Annotated in this window: 15 protein-coding genes; 11 read left to right on the forward strand and 4 right to left on the reverse strand. The window is 56.9% G+C overall.

Translation table 11 applies throughout. The features are described from left to right. Positions 1-89: 89 nt before the first annotated feature. From PMI23_RS23680 to PMI23_RS23710, 7 genes are all read left to right on the forward strand, one after another. Complete coding sequence (locus PMI23_RS23680; RefSeq protein ID WP_007916183.1) at positions 90-503, forward strand: PaaI family thioesterase; 414 nt, start codon at positions 90-92, stop codon at positions 501-503. Between the two features lie 242 nt (positions 504-745). Then, positions 746-2,158, forward strand: a complete 1,413-nt coding sequence (locus PMI23_RS23685) for a hypothetical protein (protein WP_176472281.1) — start codon at positions 746-748, stop codon at positions 2,156-2,158. Positions 2,159-2,296: 138 nt separating this feature from the next. Continuing rightward, complete coding sequence (locus PMI23_RS23690) at positions 2,297-4,711, forward strand: dynamin family protein (protein ID WP_007916185.1); 2,415 nt, start codon at positions 2,297-2,299, stop codon at positions 4,709-4,711. After that, a complete protein-coding gene (locus tag PMI23_RS23695) occupies positions 4,708-5,613 on the forward strand; it encodes a diguanylate cyclase regulator RdcB family protein (protein ID WP_007916187.1) in 906 nt (301 codons plus the stop codon). The genes PMI23_RS23690 and PMI23_RS23695 overlap by 4 nt, the downstream gene beginning before the upstream one ends. Continuing rightward, entirely contained in the window at positions 5,613-6,698 is a 1,086-nt protein-coding gene (locus PMI23_RS23700) for a patatin-like phospholipase family protein (protein ID WP_238539563.1), read from the forward strand. Before PMI23_RS23695 ends, PMI23_RS23700 begins: the two co-directional genes overlap by 1 nt. Before the next feature lie 13 nt (positions 6,699-6,711). Then, positions 6,712-7,272 (forward strand): hypothetical protein, encoded by a 561-nt coding sequence (locus tag PMI23_RS23705; RefSeq protein WP_007916191.1) that lies wholly within the window; start codon positions 6,712-6,714, stop codon positions 7,270-7,272. Positions 7,273-7,359: 87 nt separating this feature from the next. Next, a complete protein-coding gene (locus PMI23_RS23710; protein WP_007916194.1) occupies positions 7,360-8,052 on the forward strand; it encodes a hypothetical protein in 693 nt (230 codons plus the stop codon). A 541-nt stretch (positions 8,053-8,593) separates the two neighbouring features. Here PMI23_RS23710 and PMI23_RS23720 read toward each other — a convergent pair. Then, positions 8,594-10,453: an ABC transporter ATP-binding protein gene (locus PMI23_RS23720; protein WP_007916202.1), complete on the reverse strand. Its 1,860-nt coding sequence runs from the start codon at positions 10,451-10,453 to the stop codon at positions 8,594-8,596. Between the two features lie 222 nt (positions 10,454-10,675). On the opposite strand from PMI23_RS23720, the gene PMI23_RS23725 reads away from it, so the two are divergent. Next, complete coding sequence (locus tag PMI23_RS23725; protein WP_007916204.1) at positions 10,676-10,870, forward strand: hypothetical protein; 195 nt, start codon at positions 10,676-10,678, stop codon at positions 10,868-10,870. A gap of 313 nt (positions 10,871-11,183) precedes the next feature. Here the strand turns inward: PMI23_RS23725 and PMI23_RS23735 are convergent, their stop codons facing one another. Continuing rightward, the gene (locus PMI23_RS23735) at positions 11,184-12,161 is read right to left on the reverse strand and encodes an alpha/beta hydrolase (protein ID WP_007916208.1); all 978 of its coding nucleotides are present in this window, start codon (positions 12,159-12,161) and stop codon (positions 11,184-11,186) included. Then, positions 12,161-12,601, reverse strand: a complete 441-nt coding sequence (gene tspO, locus PMI23_RS23740) for a tryptophan-rich sensory protein TspO (protein ID WP_007916213.1) — start codon at positions 12,599-12,601, stop codon at positions 12,161-12,163. Before tspO ends, PMI23_RS23735 begins: the two co-directional genes overlap by 1 nt. A 142-nt stretch (positions 12,602-12,743) precedes the next feature. Between tspO and PMI23_RS23745 the strand changes: the two genes are divergently transcribed. Both PMI23_RS23745 and PMI23_RS23750 read left to right on the forward strand, forming a co-directional pair. After that, positions 12,744-13,010 carry a hypothetical protein gene (locus PMI23_RS23745; RefSeq protein WP_007916215.1) on the forward strand — a complete coding sequence of 89 codons (267 nt, stop codon included), beginning with the start codon at positions 12,744-12,746 and terminating at the stop codon, positions 13,008-13,010. 80 nt (positions 13,011-13,090) lie between these two features. Beyond that, on the forward strand, positions 13,091-13,489 hold the full coding sequence (locus PMI23_RS23750) for a hypothetical protein (protein WP_007916218.1): 399 nt from the start codon (positions 13,091-13,093) through the stop codon (positions 13,487-13,489). Here PMI23_RS23750 and PMI23_RS23755 read toward each other — a convergent pair whose 3' ends face one another. After that, positions 13,490-15,070 (reverse strand): EAL domain-containing protein, encoded by a 1,581-nt coding sequence (locus tag PMI23_RS23755; RefSeq protein WP_007916220.1) that lies wholly within the window; start codon positions 15,068-15,070, stop codon positions 13,490-13,492. Positions 15,071-15,510: 440 nt separating this feature from the next. Here PMI23_RS23755 and PMI23_RS23765 point away from each other — a divergent pair, with 440 nt between their 5' ends. Beyond that, positions 15,511-17,430 carry a tyrosine-protein phosphatase gene (locus PMI23_RS23765; protein ID WP_007916221.1) on the forward strand — a complete coding sequence of 640 codons (1,920 nt, stop codon included), beginning with the start codon at positions 15,511-15,513 and terminating at the stop codon, positions 17,428-17,430. Positions 17,431-17,526: the final 96 nt, after the last annotated feature.

Raw genomic sequence — 17,526 nt, forward strand, 5'->3', positions numbered from 1 at the left:
CGTATAGTTCTTGCTCCATTGCGCGGTTGCCAATAAACCCTCCTGTCAAGGTCAATGAAGCCGGTGAGTCACCGGCACCAGGAGGGATCATGAACGCCACGCCAATTCCTGAAGGTTTCAACCCGTTTACCCGCAGCAGTCCGTTGCTTGATTTGCTGGGCCCGATCTACGCGCGAGGCAGTGGGCTGCAATTGGAACTGGGATTGTTGACTGACTCACGCCATGCCAATGGCCGTGGCACCTTGCATGGTGGTGTATTGGCGACATTGGCCGATGTCGGGATGGGTTATGCCATGGCGTTTTCCAGCGACCCTCCGCAGCCATTGATCACCGCGAGCATGACTCTGGATTATCTCGGCGCGGTAAAAATGAATGAGTGGCTGGAAGTGCGTTTGGAGCATTCGAAAAAGGGACGTCAACTGGCGTTTGCTGCCGTTAGTTTGCATGTTGGGGAGCGAACGGTTGCGCGGGCCAGTGCGGTGTTTGCGGTGCCGGTGAGTTGAAAGTGAGTATTCGTCAAAGCGTTGGTTACTGTGCCATTAACCCTTGCGCCACTGCATCTTTTGGCGCACCCGTTGAAACTCGTACGGTAAGCCAATCAGGGCCGTTTCTGATTGGGTTTCGGCCGCGTCGATAGAACTTTGGTCGGTGTCTGGCGTGATGGCATTTCGATGTCTTCCTGTGCATAATCGGACGCCGCTGCCAAAGCAGACTGAAGTGGAATCATGGGAAAGGGAGCACCTTCGTGCGCCTTTTCGACATCATATTGGCGATCTTGGAGATGGATCGGCCAGCCAGTTTCAGTCAGTCGCGAGCAGCTTTGAGATCGAAAGGAATCAGCATGACGCAGAGGGTGGTGCAAACGATTTCTCGTGCCTGGTCGCGCATGGGAGAGCTGAGTCGACTTCGGACTCCGTCCCAACGCAGTGAATACATCGTTGAAGGTTTCGCCGATGACCGGGTGATCGTATTGGTCGCCTCCAAGCGCCACGTCCTGCTCAGATCGGCGTTCGAAGCGGCGCTGAATTACCTTCACCAACACAGCCATGGGATTGAAAGTCCGTGCCTGATCAAGTCAAACAATGACCCGGCGCTATCCGGCCCGCTCTGTCGTGCCAGTAGAGTCACGTTGAGCGGGGCGTACGGCCCGCGAAACATCAATTACGTACTGCCAATTCTGCAAGCACTCGGCGTGGTCGATATTCGCACATCGACGCCTAATGCTGTCTGGCTCGTGACGCCTCTCGCAGCCAATGATCTTTCATTTTCGAACCCGGTACGACGAGTCGGGAAGGGTTTGCTCACTGCCAGGCAATTTGATTTTGCTCAGTATCTGAGCGGTTTATGGACAGGTGCAGCAGGTTCGTTTTCGCATCGCTACAAGGTCAGTAGGCACCATTCCTGGAAAGACTGGAGAGCTCGGCATGGCGCCAGCGATTGGTGGTGCCAGAGCTTAAGCCAAGCGAACCAGCACTATTGCTGGCGTGAAAAGGCTGCCCCGCATGATTTTGCGAGTATTGCAGCTGAGCTGCGCAAGAGTCTGGAGAACAATGATGAAGCCGCGGCGTTGGTCGCGTGCAAGGCGATCTTTGCCTGGGGTGGCGTTGCTCGAAAGGCGGACGATGCTTCTTTGCAGTGGGTCGAGTTGCAGGCGGCAGCCAAGACCTTGTGCCGTTCAATCCGCAGGGCCGTTAAGTTGCTTGACCGCGCATGTGCAGACCCGCTGGACGATTTCAACGGAAAAACACTGTTGATGAATTCAGCGATGACCAAGATCTATGCCGCAGCGGCGCCGGACAGCTTGATTATTTATGACGGTCGTGTGGGTGCGGCATTGGGGTTGTTGGCGCGCACTTGGCTTTTGGCAAATGCTGAGCGCACGGTTCCTACGGATTTGGCATTTCGCTGGGGCCCGAATACCAAGACCGCGAACCAGAAGGATGAAACGAGAAATCCTTCGCAAGACCTCTTCATTTTCACAAACCTCTATACCACCTCCAGCGACATTCCTGCACGCAACAGGGAGTGGGCTGAGCTTGTGCGGATGAGTAGCCGCTTGCTGTGGACTACGGGCAAAGTTCTCGACGCGCAGAGTTACACGGTGACATTAAGCATGTTGGAGCGTTCGTTGTTTATGTTGGGGTATGACGTTCGCTGATAGCACGCCGTGAGTTTTCAAGTTTCTGAGGCGTTGGTCATGATCCCTTCGTTATTTGATGCAGTGACAGCTGTTGTGAGTAAAGCATTGGCAGATTCAAGGACCGCAATCCGGGCCGCTAATTTTCAAGGAGATCAGATGTACGAGCAAAATATCGAACTGCTGCGCGAAGAATCCCTGCGTTTGCTTGAAGTGGAAATCGATCTGTTGCAACGAATGAAGGATGCAGACGGCGTAGTAGTCGATGAGCACAGTCATGAGCACCAGACGTTTACCCAGGCCAGCATCCAGAAAGATCTGCAAATGCTCCGGGGCGAAGCAGACAAGCTTCAGCGCCTGGAAATGGTGCTGGCCGTTGTCGGCACGATGAAGGCAGGTAAATCGACGACGATTAACGCCATTGTCGGCACTGAGGTGCTGCCAAATCGAAATCGTCCGATGACCGCTCTACCGACGCTCATTCGTCATACCCCCGGCCAGATCGAACCTGTTTTGCGTCTGGAAAACATCGGCCCGATCAACAGTGTCGTAGCTGAGTTGCATGAGTTGCTGCGTGACCCCGCCGGGCAGCAATTGCCCTACGAACTGATTGACGACAAGGATATGCAGTCCCTGCTGCGGCTAATTGACGAGAATCAGCGGTTTGACAACTGCTATCAGGGTCCTGAGGCCATTTTTTGGTTTCTCAGAAGCTTGAATGATCTAGTGCGCGTAGCGCTCGAGTTGGGCGTGGACTTCCCATTTGATAGCTATGACGAAATTCACGAAATCCCCGCTATTGAAGTCGAGTTTTCCCATTTGGCCGCAATGCCAGAAGGTTTGGGCCGTTTGACCTTGCTCGACACGCCCGGCCCGAATGAAGCCGGCCAGCAGCATCTTCGCAAAATGCTGGGCGAGCAACTGAAAAACGCCTCGGCTGTTTTAGCCGTTCTGGACTTCACTCAACTCAAGTCAGATGCTGACCAGCATGTGCGCCAGGAACTGGAGCGAATCGCAGATGTAGCTCAAGGGCGGATGTTTGCGCTCGTCAACAAGTTCGATGAGAAAGATCGCAACAGTGATGATGAGGCGCAGACCAAACGCCTTGTTGCTGATTCATTGATGGAGGGTCGACTACAGCATTCTCAGGTATTCCCCGTATCGTCAAAATTCGGCGATCTTGCCAACCGTGCACGACGCGAGTTGGCACTCAATGGCTGCTTGCCGACGATTGTCGGCGAGCAGAACGCCTGGGTGGAGGACTTCGGTAAAGCAGCGTTCGGCATGCTTTGGACGAGCATGGTGACAAATCCGGAGGCCGTGAAAACAGCGGCCAACGCACTCTGGAATGCCTCGTTGTTCGCGGCTCCTCTGGATCAGATCATTCGTAAAGCCCACGCCGGCGCTGCGACACTTGCCGTGGCTTCTGCTGCCGCCAAGCTCGCTGACATCGCGGCCAGATTGAACAACTTTCTCTCTGTTCGAGATGCTGCGCTGGGAAAGGGCGTAGAAGAATTGAGCGAGCAGATCAATTCTTTGCGCAATGACATCGACCGTATCACCGGTCTGGAAGCCAAGACGCGAAAGGATGCCGAACGCGCCTTGCAAGCTATTGATGGAAAAATGAATAAGGTCTTTTCTGAAATTCGTGCCGCCATCAGCGCTCAGATTCAAGAGGGATTCAAAGCGGGCAAGGAAACCGAAGAGCAACAACCTCAGGAGCGCAAAAGAGAGTCTCTGACCGGACTGCTCTCGATGCTGACGGGTGCGGGTAGCCAACGGAGGCTGGAGAGACGACGTACGACTTACGGCTATGAGTTTAATGAAGACACGCCTGTCATCAAACTCAGCAATCGGGAAAAAGCTCAAGAGATTACGCAGGGTATCGAGAATGGAGTCCGGGAGATAATCACGCTCAATGAAAGGCGTTTAGTCGCAGAGACTGAGCTCATTTTGCGAGATTTTCATGTTTTGTTCGAGCAAGGCATTTCAACTCAGGCCAGTGAGATTATCAGCCAACTCAACCAGCGTTTGAACCGCAGCGGCTTTTTCATTGCAATCAAACTACCACCCATGCCAGCGCTTTCAATGCGACCTTCCAGTGGTGAAGTGTTGGGTGAGGTCATCGAAAACAAGCAGCGCAGTGTTCGTCGGCGGCGTCGAGCCGGTGGGTTGTGGGGGGGCATTTGCAGTTTCTTCGAGACAGATGACTGGGGGTGGGAAACCTATTCGTCGAGAGAGGAATATTTTGAAATCGACGTGAATAAGGTGAAGGCCTCTATCGAAAAGTCTGTCGCCGATGTGTTCGCTGGTTTGGCGAGTGCCACGGTCGAGACCATCGCCAAGCCACTGGAGGCCAGTGTTGACAACTTCTTTGATGAACTCAGGCTCACCGTCGAGTCCATCCGCAGCGACCTGAATCAAAGTATTCGCGACAAACAGTCCGATCAAGGGCAGCAGCAAAGACTGGGTGAACTGCTGGCAGGCTTCAAACGCCATGTGCCTGGTATTCAAAAGGACAGTGATGCGCTCAAACGTGACATCCCTTCCGCGGGCGTTGAGGTGGCGGCATGAGTGAGCAGACCCCGATTTCACCCGGCTCGGATATCTGCCAGACACTGACGTGTCTGCCCGAAAAATTCGTGGTGGATTTTGCCAACGGCATTGATGTCGCGCGGGAACGCCAACGTTACATGGCCAAGCGGGATGGGTTTTTCACTCGCCTTTTCGACGGCTTTACCGGTCAGGGTGATCGCAATCAGGCTGAGATCAACGCAAGCCTTACTGATGGCGTGGAAGGTGCGTTGAACTGGTTGAAGGATTTGAGCGAGTCGTTGGCCAAAAGCAATCATGCGATTGTTCAAGTCAACACCCGGGTCAACGCCCTCAAACATGATGTCGCCACCCTCGTCGATTTTTCGATAGAGAGCCGCCAGGCTATTAATTCGCTTTCGCAACGTCTGGACGAGCGTTGTGATGAGCTGGATCGCAATGTCGCAAGGATTGACCGGTTACAGCAGGCACACCTGCATCTGGACGATGTCTTCGGCAAGTGGGGAGCAGGGCGGTTCAATATGTTCACGCTGTCCGGGCGCTGCTATGCAGCACTTGAAGAACTGCGGTGGGGGGCGTTTGGCGACTATTGCCAGACAGTGTCCGGGCCCGAACGACAGAAACAGCTTGAGCGTCTGGCCAATCAGGCAATCATTCAGATGAACAAGGATGCAGGAATTAGTCAGGGCGAGCGTATAGCGACTCGCGCCCGGTGGCTGGCTCGTCCTGTTGGAAGTGTTGTTTCTGCTGACGGCGAAGATGCTATTCGCTATCTGGGGGACTGGACGGACCCATATTTCACACCTTTCGCATTTGCGGCCTCGCAGACCCCGGAAGAGTTGCCTGTGCATTTGCCAAGGATCATTGCAGCGCCAAGGGTGACAGAAGCCATGATCAGTGAGCTGTTTCTGGAGGCTTCATGATGACTGCTCCCTTGAAAGTCGGGTTGGTACTTTCCGGTGGTGGGGCCAAAGGGGCCTATCAGGTCGGTGTGCTCAGAGCCTTGCGCGAACTCGGCACCCGCATTGATGCAGTTTCAGGCGCCAGCATTGGCGCTCTCAACGGCGGCGTTCTGGCTTCTTCTCCATCGCTGGATGTTGCTATCGAGCGCCTTGAGGCTGTCTGGGAAAGATTGGCCAATGACTCCCCGTTGAGCATGAAGGCGCCTGGATATCTGGCGCTGTTGGCTGCGGCGGGCCTGCGGATTCAGGGGGCAGGGGCTGTGCTCGGGCTTGTTCACGCCGTGAAGAAAATAGCGGGCGCCTTTGAGTTCGAGTTGCCGAGCTGGCTTGATGGGCTCGACGAAGGCTTGCTGGACGACCAACCGTTGAAGCAACTGATGGATGAGTTTCTCGACAGCAAGCAGCTAGCGACAGGGATCCCACTCTATGTCTCGTTGTATCGCAGCAACGGCGGTCTGCAGGACTTGGCGTCAGCATTCATGGCTGAGCTGGGGCTGAGCAATACACCGGATTCGGAATTCGTGCATATACAGTCGCTCGAGGAAGACCGGCGCAAACAGGTGTTGCTGGCTTCTGCTGCGATCCCGCTATTGTTCGCCTCCCGCAAACACGGTGAAAAACGTTACTCGGACGGCGGCCAAGGTGGCTGGCAGACGATGCAGGGTAATACGCCAATCACCCCATTGCTGGAGGCTGGATGCAATCTGGTAATCGTCACTCACTTGAGTGATGGATCGCCATGGAGCCGTCAACGATTTCCGGATGCAACCATTTTGGAAATTCGTCCCCAACAAAGCCTTAACCGAGCTACGGGCCTTATGAGCGGCGCTCAGGACTTGCTCGGTTTTGATGTCGACAAGATCCCCACCTGGATCGAGCAGGGTTATCAGGACACGCTGCATTGTGTTGGACGGGTCATGAAGGCTCAGCAAAGCCGCGACGAATTGCGTGTCGCGCAAGCCGCTCTTGCAGGCATCGCAAGTGAGTCCGCAAGTGCCGACGCAACACTGGCCGATGCGATGGCACGATTATCCAGGCAGCCCTGACAAGGAGTCAGAAGTGGCAAATGTAAAAATTGAATGGGATTGGCTGCATTGGAATTGTGGTCAGACGTGGGGAACTGATGTCTGGCCGGAATTGCAACGCAGAGGGGTTAAACAGCAAGACCTTGAACGATGCGTCTATGTGATCAGGCTCAACGGTCTGTTCGCCATCCAGTACCCGCTAGGCGTTTCTCCCACGGTCTATATCGGCGAAGGAAACTTTGAACAACGTATCACTCAGCACAAAAACTGGCTGATGGAACTCGCGGATTTGCAAGGCGAGTATGAGTTTCTCATCGGCTATTGTTTCCCTCGCGCGCGGAACGCCTCGAAAGTTTATTCCGATTTCGAGGCGATGCTGATCCACGAATTTCGAGACATTTACGGCGCGGCTCCGCTGCGCAACAGGCAAATGGAATTTCAGAAATCAAACCACGTGTTTGAGCCAATGAATGAAATCCGCAGCGCGATCATGATTGGTCAAGGCATGCGTTTTCATTGGGCGGTGCAGCCGATGAAAAGCTCGCCTATGTATGATGTTTACCAGCGGACTATTCTGGAAGAGTTGAGGGTTTGACCCTGTCTTTAGCGGGGTAAAGCGAGAAGTCGTTGGTTAAATAAAATTTCAAGTCATTTGTTGTTGGCTAATTTGTTAGGGGTTTCCATGGATTTAGCTCCAGCTACAACCAAAACATCTATCGTGCTGCTGGGTGTTGCAATAATTGCGTTCGGCATAATTGTTTTAATGCAGGTGCTCACCGGATATCCGCCGTTCAAGGATCAATATTTTTTTCAGCTATTTGGAATCGAGGGACGAAACTGGTTTGTGGGCGGGAGAGAGGCTGTCCACTTTTTTGGATTTATTGGTTGTGTCTTATTCGGATGGTCCTATGTTTACTCGATGACATTCAAGGGGATGCTGAAGGTTCATTTTTTTATTCTCCCCGTTTTGCTGATGTTTTTGCTCGCATTAACAAAGTTTGTTGAACTGAATATTCCCTACTATTTTTTTGCAATCTTTGCTCTGATAGGTGCAGTCATATCTGTTTTAATGACAGTCTGGATGAACAGTTCCAAGCGCAGCGTTAAATACCCAAAGATGATCATTGTTCCGACGCTAGTTGGTCTCTCAATCTCTTGGATATGTGAGTTTTTTTGGGAGCCAACCATTCGCGCTTGTGGATGGCAACAAAGTGAGGGCATCACCTGGGCGCTACTGGTAGGGGAGAATAGCCCTTGTGTCTGGACACACCTTCGATTCCAGTGGGCTCAGATCATCATCGATTTTGCTGCGATCGTTATAGGCTTGGTGATTGCGCTTATTATTTATAAGTGTCTGGCGCATCAAAAGCGATGACGCCATCTGATTGGAGTTCGCGATATATGTGCTGTGCAGAGGGCAGAGGGCGCGGCTACGATGATGAAGAGTATAAACCGTGGTGTCGCCTGCGTTTCTAAAACCTCTTGCCAGTCATGTAGACGAGCCGATTCAAGCCACTACCGGCATAAGGATCTCAGCGACTGCGGATCGAATGACACATTGGCCATACTTCGAGTGTCAGCGACTAATTGCCATTGCCCAGCAGTGCCGTCGATTTCGCGCAGGGCCCATTGCCCGGGGCCGGACCAGGACAGTTCTATGTACGGCCCTTCAAGCACTTCGTTTGCGATTAACATGTCTACTTCGTCGGCAGGTCCCGGGAGCATGCCACCGACAGCAATGGGCACGCGCTGACGCAAAAGGCTGTTGAGCATGCTCAGCAACTCGACACGTGATGTGTAATGCACTCTGTGCTCCCCGACTTCGGTGTGGGCAAACACCAGGCTTCCGGTATCGGCGTCCACGGAACTGATCAGCGTGAGATGCGTCGGTGGCCGGCCTGAGCCTTTTGAATACCTCAAGCCTGATCCATCGCCGCCGCGACGCCCTGATCCTCCCCCAGAAACCCACCACTCTGATGCTGCCAGAGCCGCGCATAAATGCCGTTCCTGCTCAGCAATTCAGCGTGCGTCCCTTGCTCGATAATCCGCCCCTCATCCATGACAATCAGTCGATCCATCGCCGCAATCGTCGACAACCGATGCGCAATAGCGATGACGGTCTTACCCTGCATCATTTCATCAAGACTTTCCTGAATGGCCACTTCGACTTCCGAGTCCAGCGCACTGGTGGCTTCGTCGAGCAGCAGGATCGGCGCGTTCTTCAGCATCACTCGCGCAATGGCGATGCGTTGACGCTGACCGCCGGAGAGTTTGATGCCGCGTTCGCCGACCAGAGTGTCGTAACCGCTGTGGCCTTGCTTGTCGCTGAGTTGGCTGATGAAACCGTCGGCCTGCGCGTTGGCGGCGGCGCGGCGGATATCTTCGTCGCTGGCGTCGGGGCGGCCGTAGGCGATGTTGTCGCGAATCGAGCGGTGCAGCAGCGACGTGTCCTGGGTGACCATGCCGATCGCGCTACGCAGACTGTCTTGGCTCACCTTCGCGATGTTTTGCCCGTCGATGCGAATCTCGCCGCTGTCGACATCATAGAAACGCAGCAGCAGATTGATCAGCGTCGATTTGCCCGCACCGGAGCGGCCGACCAAGCCAATTTTTTCGCCGGGCCGGATGTTCAGGCTCAAGTTGTCGAGGACCTGACGTTCGCCGTTGTAGTTGAAATTGACCTTGTCGAACGTCACTGTACCGCCCGCCGGCACCAGCACGCTGGCGTTCGGCGCGTCCTGCACTTTGGGGCCGCGGGTGAGGGTGGCCATGCCGTCCTGGACGGTGCCGATGTTTTCGAACAGCGATGTCATCTGCCACATGATCCAGTGCGACATGCCGTTGATGCGCAGCGCCATGGCGGTAATCGCCGCCACCGCACCGGTGCCGACCTGACCCAGATGCCAGAGCCACAGCGCGTAGCCGCCGGCACCCAGAATCAGCCCGACCACCAGCGCCTGATTGACGATTTCGAACTGGCTGACCAGACGCATCTGGCGGAAACCGGTGAGCTTGAAATCCTCCATGGCGGCGCGTGCAAAGTGCGCTTCACGCTTGGAGTGCGAGAACAGTTTCACCGTGGTGATGTTGGTGTAGGCGTCGGCAATCCGCCCGGTCATCGATGATCGCGCATCGGCCTGTTCCTGGCCGACTTTCCCCAAGCGCGGCACAAAATAAACCATGGCCAGCCCGAATAACGCGAGCCAGGCAATGAACGGCAGCATCAGTTTCAAGGCAAAACCGCCAGCGAGGGCGATGATCGCAATGAAGTAAACGCCGATGCCCGGTGCGATTTCGATCAGGGTGAACAAGACTTCGCGCACCGCCAATGCGGTCTGCATGACCTTGGTCGTGACCCGCCCGGAAAATTCATCGGAGAAGAACGAAAGGCTTTGCCGCAGCATCAGCCGATGAAAGTCCCAGCGCAGCCGCAACGGCAGATTGATCGCCAGAATCTGGTGCTGGACCATGGTGCGCAACGCCACCAGGCCGATGCTGATGAACAACACAATGCCGATGCCCCAGAGCACGCGACTTTCTTGCGCGTTGACGCCGCCACCGGCCTGCCACGTCGAGAGCAAATCGACGACTTGCCCGAGAAAGGAAAACAGCCAGGCTTCGTAGATCGACACACCGGCACTGAGCAGCGCCAGCGCAAGGATATAACCGCGTGCGCCGCGCGTGCAGGCCCACAGGAACCGCATCAGGCCGACGGGCGGAGGCGGTGCTTCGTCGGGAGGAAATGGGTCGAGCCGTTGTTCAAACACGCGCAGCATTGTGGTCTCCGAAATGATCAGGGTCTGGGGATTCTGCCATTGAATGGCGGCTTTGAGGGTTTGCACGTCAATGGCTTGTCCCCATTGGGCGCTGGATTCCCGAGTATCGCCCGGGATTCCGGGTGCATGCCGGTCAGCTAAGCTGACAGCTCAGACGCCTTGAGCAATGCAAGATGCAGCGAATACACCGGGTTTCCTGTTGGGAGTCGATGGGCAAAGGAAATGTTTAATTTCTTTTTGACGTTTCTGTTCGTGCTCATTCCCACGGCGTCGCTGTCACTCGACAGTTACCTTCGTTACCGGGTGGCCAAGAGCAAACCGGTGAGCAAGGCGTGGAGGGCTTGCAATCATGTTCTTTCAATCATGCTGATCATGCAGTTGCTTGGTTTGGCGCTGTACTTCTTTTACATCGCTTGAATCTGGCGGGTTTCGATAGAGGGATCGATGTGGTGAGTTTCGCTTGCGCACTGTTGGTGATAGGCCTGGGGCTGATTTTGTATGTGTCAGATATATTCGGCTATTCAAAGTCCGTTAAGGCAGAGCGGTCTCGGCTGATGTCCGCTCAGATGCTTACAAGGGAGCAGAGAGACAAGCGCCGGTATTATCAGTGGGCAGGCGCCGCGAGAGTTGTGGGTTGGATTGCGATAGCCGTGGGGCTTTTGCTTTTGATCTTCCGGTAACGCGGAACAGTGTGGGACAGCGTTTCAGCATCTGGCCGGGCTGCCAGTTTTCAACCTCGCAGCGCGCCAGCCTCAACGCGCGCCAAAATCCACTTTCGACTGTACGCCAGCACGCCCTCGGCGATGGCTGTGGGAAAGTGGATAAACCCGTGAGGCGAGGAGGGCAGCGTGTACATTTCGACCGGGGCCGCTTGCGCCCAGCGCTTGGCGATCTCGAGAGTGTCATCGCGCAGCGGATCGAGTTCACCGGCAAACAGCAACGCGGGCGGGAAGCCGCTGAAATCGCCGTACAGCGGAGACAGCGGTGGCTGGCGGCGCTGCTCGTCAGTCAACTCGGGCGTAAGCAGACGTAGCGCCTCGACCATGCCCGGGCCGTCCAGCACCAACGTGTCTGCGGGGGCGGTGCGTACGCTGGGCGTGCCGGTCAGGTCGTAGACGCCGTAATACAGCAGTGCGCCGCTGATTCTCTGCAGCAGATCGGGCCATTGTTTCAGCGCCAACAGTGTCGCCGCCGCCAGATGGCCGCCCGCCGATTCACCGACTACCACGACGGGCAGGCCGGCGAACTCAGCCTCTTGTAACAACCAACGAGTGGCGTTGAGGCAATCCTCCAGCAAGCCTTCGATGGGCGTGGACACGGCCAGTCGATAATCCACCGAGACCACGGTTACTTGGCAGCTGTCGACGATGGCCGCGTTGAAGTTGTCGTCCATCTGCGCATTGCCGATCACCCAGCCGCCACCGTGAAAGTCCAACACCACGCCTTTCGCCGGGCCTTTGGGGCGAATGATCCGCACCGGCACGTTATCAATCAGCTTGCGCTCAGCCGACAGACCAAACTTGCGCAACACGCCGGAACCGCCGATCTGGCTGACGCGCAACAGCGCCTGAATCAAACGCGGCGTCAGGCGATTGCGGATCTTGAAACGTGGCAGCCAGGCCAGCTTCCTGTTGAAGGCGCGCACCTCATCCAACTCGCGTTCGCCCTGCGGCCACGGTGTTGCAGTACCCCAATTGGCATTGTTCATCAGCGGTTCTTGATCAGGATGGAAAAATTCAACGCCGCCGCCACACACAGCCACGCCAGATACGGAAACAGGATCAAGCCAGTGATCAGGTCCAGTTGTATTGCCAGCACCACCATCGCCGCGACCACCAGCCACAACACGGTGAGAATCACCATCGCCGCCAGCACCTGATGCGCACCGAAGAACACCGGCGTCCACAGCGTGTTCAGCGCAATCTGCGCCGCCCATAGCGCCAGCACGGTCTGGCTACCGGGAATCAGGCTCAAGCGGTAACCGGCCCAGGCCAGCAGCAGATAGATAATCGTCCAGGCCACGGGGAACGCCCAATTGGGCGGGGTGAAACCGGGTTTGTTCAGTCCTTCGTACCACGGCCCCGGTTTGAACATCACGCCGGTGGTTGCCGCTGCTGCGCAGGCCAGAAGAAAAATGAAGAAGGTCATCGCCTGTCCTTGGCTGAAATCAGCCGGTTGGGGGTTTAAGAAAGGGACGCCTCGGCAAGGAAAAAGTTTGCCATGAAATCCGGATTGGCCAGAGAGGCGATTCAATTTGAACTAAAAACTGACCACTGCGTCAGGATAATCAGTGCCTTTTCCAACTGACGTGGATGACATCATGTACACCTATCACATCGAATATCTGTTCAACGGCGAGCCGCGGACTTTTCTGCTTGAACTCAAGGAACAGCAGTTGTCCGAGCACGAAGCCGCGATGCATCTGCTGGAACTGCACTTGGGCGACGCTGAAAACGGCCTGATGATGCCCACTGCAGACTCTACACCCGAGCAGATCCTCGAACAGGCCGAGCGGGTAGGGATTACGGACATCAAGGTCGTCAGCCAGACCAACTGAAGGGTGAGGCAAACGTTGGCAACGGTGGGGATCCATTGCATGCTGCGCGCACACTTCACTGTACGCCCGGAGGACACGCCGTGCCGACCTTGAGCCGCGCTGATCTTGCTTACGTTCTACAAATCCTCGAGCAAGACACGATTCACGACTTGAGCCTTATTTCTCAGGCCGTGCAGATGAATCCTCGCGACCTGTTGAATCAAGTCGCGATTGCCATGGCCGATCAGTTCCTTAGCGGTGCACGCGACTTTCACGCATGCGACGAGGTGATGAATCTGTTGTTCGGCGATATCGTGAACCTCGGCATGGATGCCGAAATGCCCGAGCCGGCTTTTTCCATCTACCTCGCGTTTGATTCTGGAGAGCATTGGCACACCGGTGATAACAAGGAGGTCGTACCGTGGGAAAAATGGACGCGACCTGAGCTCGTGCAGATTCTTGATCAGCTGACTGGTGGCTTGTCCGGAGGTCGTCGATAGTTACACGCTTTCTAACGCTGGATGGTCGACAAGCACGTTTCCCCGGTTTTGATAGAACCGCAAAAACTCATCCGCCGGCATCGCTTTGCCAAACAGCCAGCCCTGACCAAAATGCACGCCGTGATCGCGCAGGTAATCGCGCTGGGCTTCGGTCTCGATGCCTTCGGCGACTATCTGCAGGCGCAGGCTCTTGGCCATTTCGATGATGTGGCCGGTCACGGTGCCGGTCGCGGCATCCTGATCGATATTGTCGACAAACGACTTGTCGATCTTCAGCACGTCCAGCGGCAGTTGCTGCAAATGCTGCAGGCTGGAAAACCCGGTGCCGAAATCATCGATGGCCGCCAGATAACCCAGCTCACGGGCATGGTTGACCGTGGCCCGCGCGGCGTCGATCTCGACGAATCCGCGCTCGGTGGCCTCCAGCCAGATTTGATGCTGCTGCACGTTGGCCCGGTCCAGCGCGGCCTCCAGTTTCGCCAGAAAGCGCCCGCTGCTGACGTCCTTCGCCGCCAGATTGATCGCCACGTGCAAGCTGCGCTCCTTGACCAGCAACGGGCCGAGGTCACGCATCACATTGTCGATGACCTGATCGGTGATCGGCAGAATCAAACCGCTGTGCTCGGCCAGCGGAATAAACGCATCGGGGCACACCCGCGAGCCATCCGGATGCTGCCAGCGCACCAGTGCCTCGGCGCCAACGCAGGCGCCGTCGTCCAAGCGAATAATCGGTTGATAGTGAACAACGAACTCGCGATTGCGCACCGCCAGTTGCAGTTCCGCCAGCGGTGACAGACGTTGCCGGGTGCGGCGCACGATCAGCAACACCAGCACCCCGGCGAGCAAACCACCGATGGGCAATAGCAGTAACTCCCGGCGGATCAAGCCTTGCATCAGCTCATGGCGCGACAGCGCGGCGATGACGACCCAGTCGCCGCTGTGCACGAGGGTGTAGAGATAGCCGTCGGCAAGGCCCGAATGCGGGCCGGAATGCACGCGAGCAAGAAAGTGTTCCGCGCCCGGTCGCGAGGCACTGACCAATTGTCCGGCAGCAGTGCCGACCGTCAGGTGCAAATCCTCATCAAGCATCACCTGCAAAAACTGCTCGGGATCGACCAGCACGTTGAACGCCGCATACTGCAGCGCCATCATCGGCTTGGCCGCAACGATGCGCGACTGCACACCGAGCGACACACGCACGCCATCCGCGGTGGTGAAGTCTTCACGCCACGGCGCCGCATGCTGCCCGACCAGGCCCCATGACCCGCAGGCGTAAATCTCTTCTTCGACATAGCCGATAGACTTCACCGAGAGGGTGTTGATGGTCAGCAGACGCATCTCGTCGATGCTTTCCGGCGTGCACGGAGCGAGCCGGGAACCGGCGATGGATTTCAGCGCGCCGGCCGCTTCACTGAAGGTGCCATGGGCACGACTGGAGGCGACGGAAGCGAGGGTTTCCAGACGTTGTTGAGCCGCTGCCAGATTCAACATCCAGGCGACGTAACCCATCAAAATGACCGGAAGCAAGACACACGGAAGGCCCAGGAGAATGCTCCCCCAGACAATGCGTTTTTTGTTCATGGCGCCACCTTGGCCTCAAGGCCTGTGACGTGCGCACAGCACGGCTGTTTCCCAGCCCATTCAGAATACCGCCGGTGTGTGGGGCAAATATTGCTGTAGATCAACCGCCGGCTCGCCTTGCGCGAGCATTCCATACACCGCAAAACTTTGTGGGAGCTGGCTTGCCAGCGATGGCGTCGGCACGTCCAACATCCTCATAGCCAGACCTACCGCTTTCGCGGGCAAGCCATGCTCCCACAGGTATTGGGTGACGCCCGAAATCTTCAATCATCCAAGCAGACAGGTCTAAATTGCTCCCTGGATTAGCGCCTGGTACGGACCAATCGCGCACCCCACGGCCCGATCGCGCTGCCATTTCCATTCAAACCAAAACTGTCATATTCAGTATCACTTGCCTACCCATAGTGACCAGCCCAACGCTTAAACAATGAGGCTGCACTGTGTTTCAACGTCTTCTGTGTTCGCTGTCCGTACTGAGCCTGTCCATCGCCGCCGCCCATGCTGCCGAGTCCGTGCCGCTGGACACGCCGCGCCTGCAAGGCATCGACAACTTCCGTGATATCGCCGGCATCACCACCGCGTACACCACCGCCCACGACGGCACGATGCGCAGCGGCGTGTTCTACCGCTCTAACGCGCTGACACCAACGGCCAGCGATCTGGCGACCCTCAACAGCCTCGGCATCAAAGCCATCTACGACCTGCGCACCCCCAGCGAAATCGCCGCCACCCCGGACACAATGATCAGTGGCGCGACCTACCAGAACATCGACATCATCGGCAGCACTACCTCTGGCTCGAATATCACCAACATTTCCTTCAACAGCGCCGCCGACGCCATCGCCATGATGGAGCAAACCAACCGCGCCTTTGTCAGCGACGCCGGCATGCGCGGCCAGTTCGGCGTGCTGTTCAATGAACTGGCCAGTGTCGATGCCGCGCAACTGTTCCACTGCACCGCCGGCAAGGATCGCACCGGCTGGACCGCTGCCGTGTTGCAGAGCATTGCCGGTGTCGACGATGCGACCATCATGGCCAACTACCTGGCGACCAACGACTACACCGCCGCCCGCGTCGCCGCCACGCTCAAAGCGCTGCCGCCGAGCATGGCCGCCATTTACGAGCCGTTGCTCGGCGTCCAGGCCAGCTACTTGCAGGCAGGTCTCGACGAAGTCACCGCGCAATACGGCAGCATGGACAACTACCTCAAACAAGGCCTCGGCCTGTCGCAAGAAACCATTTACGTCCTGCGCGGCAAACTGGTCGAATACAACAGCCTGCCGGGTCAGGCCGGGCTGATCGGCAACGCCGCTGCCGGCGCCGAATTGCTCCGCGAGTTGCAAAACACCAGCCTGTCCGGCACCTACAGCGCCTACAACTACTATTTGCAATCGGCGATCGATGCCGGCACCCTCGGCGGTGTTGAATCCCAGGTCGGCGGCCAGGTGCACGCCGACGCCGCCAGCTACCTGCTGCGCCAAAACGCGATGATCGAACAAGCCGCCGCACCGTTCGCCAGCGGCACTGATCTCAAGATCGGCCAATATCGCCTCTGGACCACCGCGCTCGCCGGCTACCTCGGCACCGACGGCTCGTCCCACGCCGAGAGCAGCAACGAACACAGCCAAGGCCTGATGGTCGGCGTCACCCAACGCTTCAGCGAACAACTCAGCGCACGCGGCGGCTTCGGCTACAGCAAAGGCACGGTCGGCGGCGCCGGTGGCGAAGCTGACACCGACTTCACCTTCCTCAATGTCGGCGCCCGCTACGGCTTCACCAGCCTTGAACAAGGCCTGTTCCTAGACGCCAACGCCAGCGTCGGCTACGTCGACTACGACAGTAAACGCGACCTCGGCGGCGGCCTCGGCACCGCCAAGGGCGACACCTACGGTAACCTCACCGGCGCCACCGTTGCCCTCGGTTATCGCGCCCCGGTCAACGGCATGACCTTCGAACCAAGCCTCGGTTTCCGAGTCAGCCACCTCGACCTCAACGGCTTCCAAGAGAAGGGCAGCGAACTCTCACTCGACGTCGACGACAACACCGCCACCCGCCGCAGCGCCGTTGCCAATCTCAACGTCGCCTTTGCGCCGGTGGCGATGGGCGCATGGCAACTGGTGCCGGGCGTACAAGTGGGTTACGAACGCACACTGGGCGATAACCAGGTCGAGAGCCAAAGCCACCTGCTGGGCCTGGACATCGAACAACGCGCCGCCTTCGACAACCGCGACCAATTCAGCGGCGGCGTAAACGTCATGGCCAGCCTCGGCGCCCTCAGCCTGGGCGCAGAAGTCGGCGCCAATGGCGGCGGCGACAGCCACGGCTTCAACGGCGGCCTCAAAGCCAGCTACGCCTTCTAAACAGAAGCGGGGTCAAGGAAGACCCCACTCCAACCAACACCACAGGTTCTATGGGTTGCTATCAATCTAAATCACACCACAAACCCCTGTGGGAGC

The sequence above is a fragment of the Pseudomonas sp. GM24 genome, from assembly GCF_000282235.1.
GTDB lineage: Bacteria > Pseudomonadota > Gammaproteobacteria > Pseudomonadales > Pseudomonadaceae > Aquipseudomonas.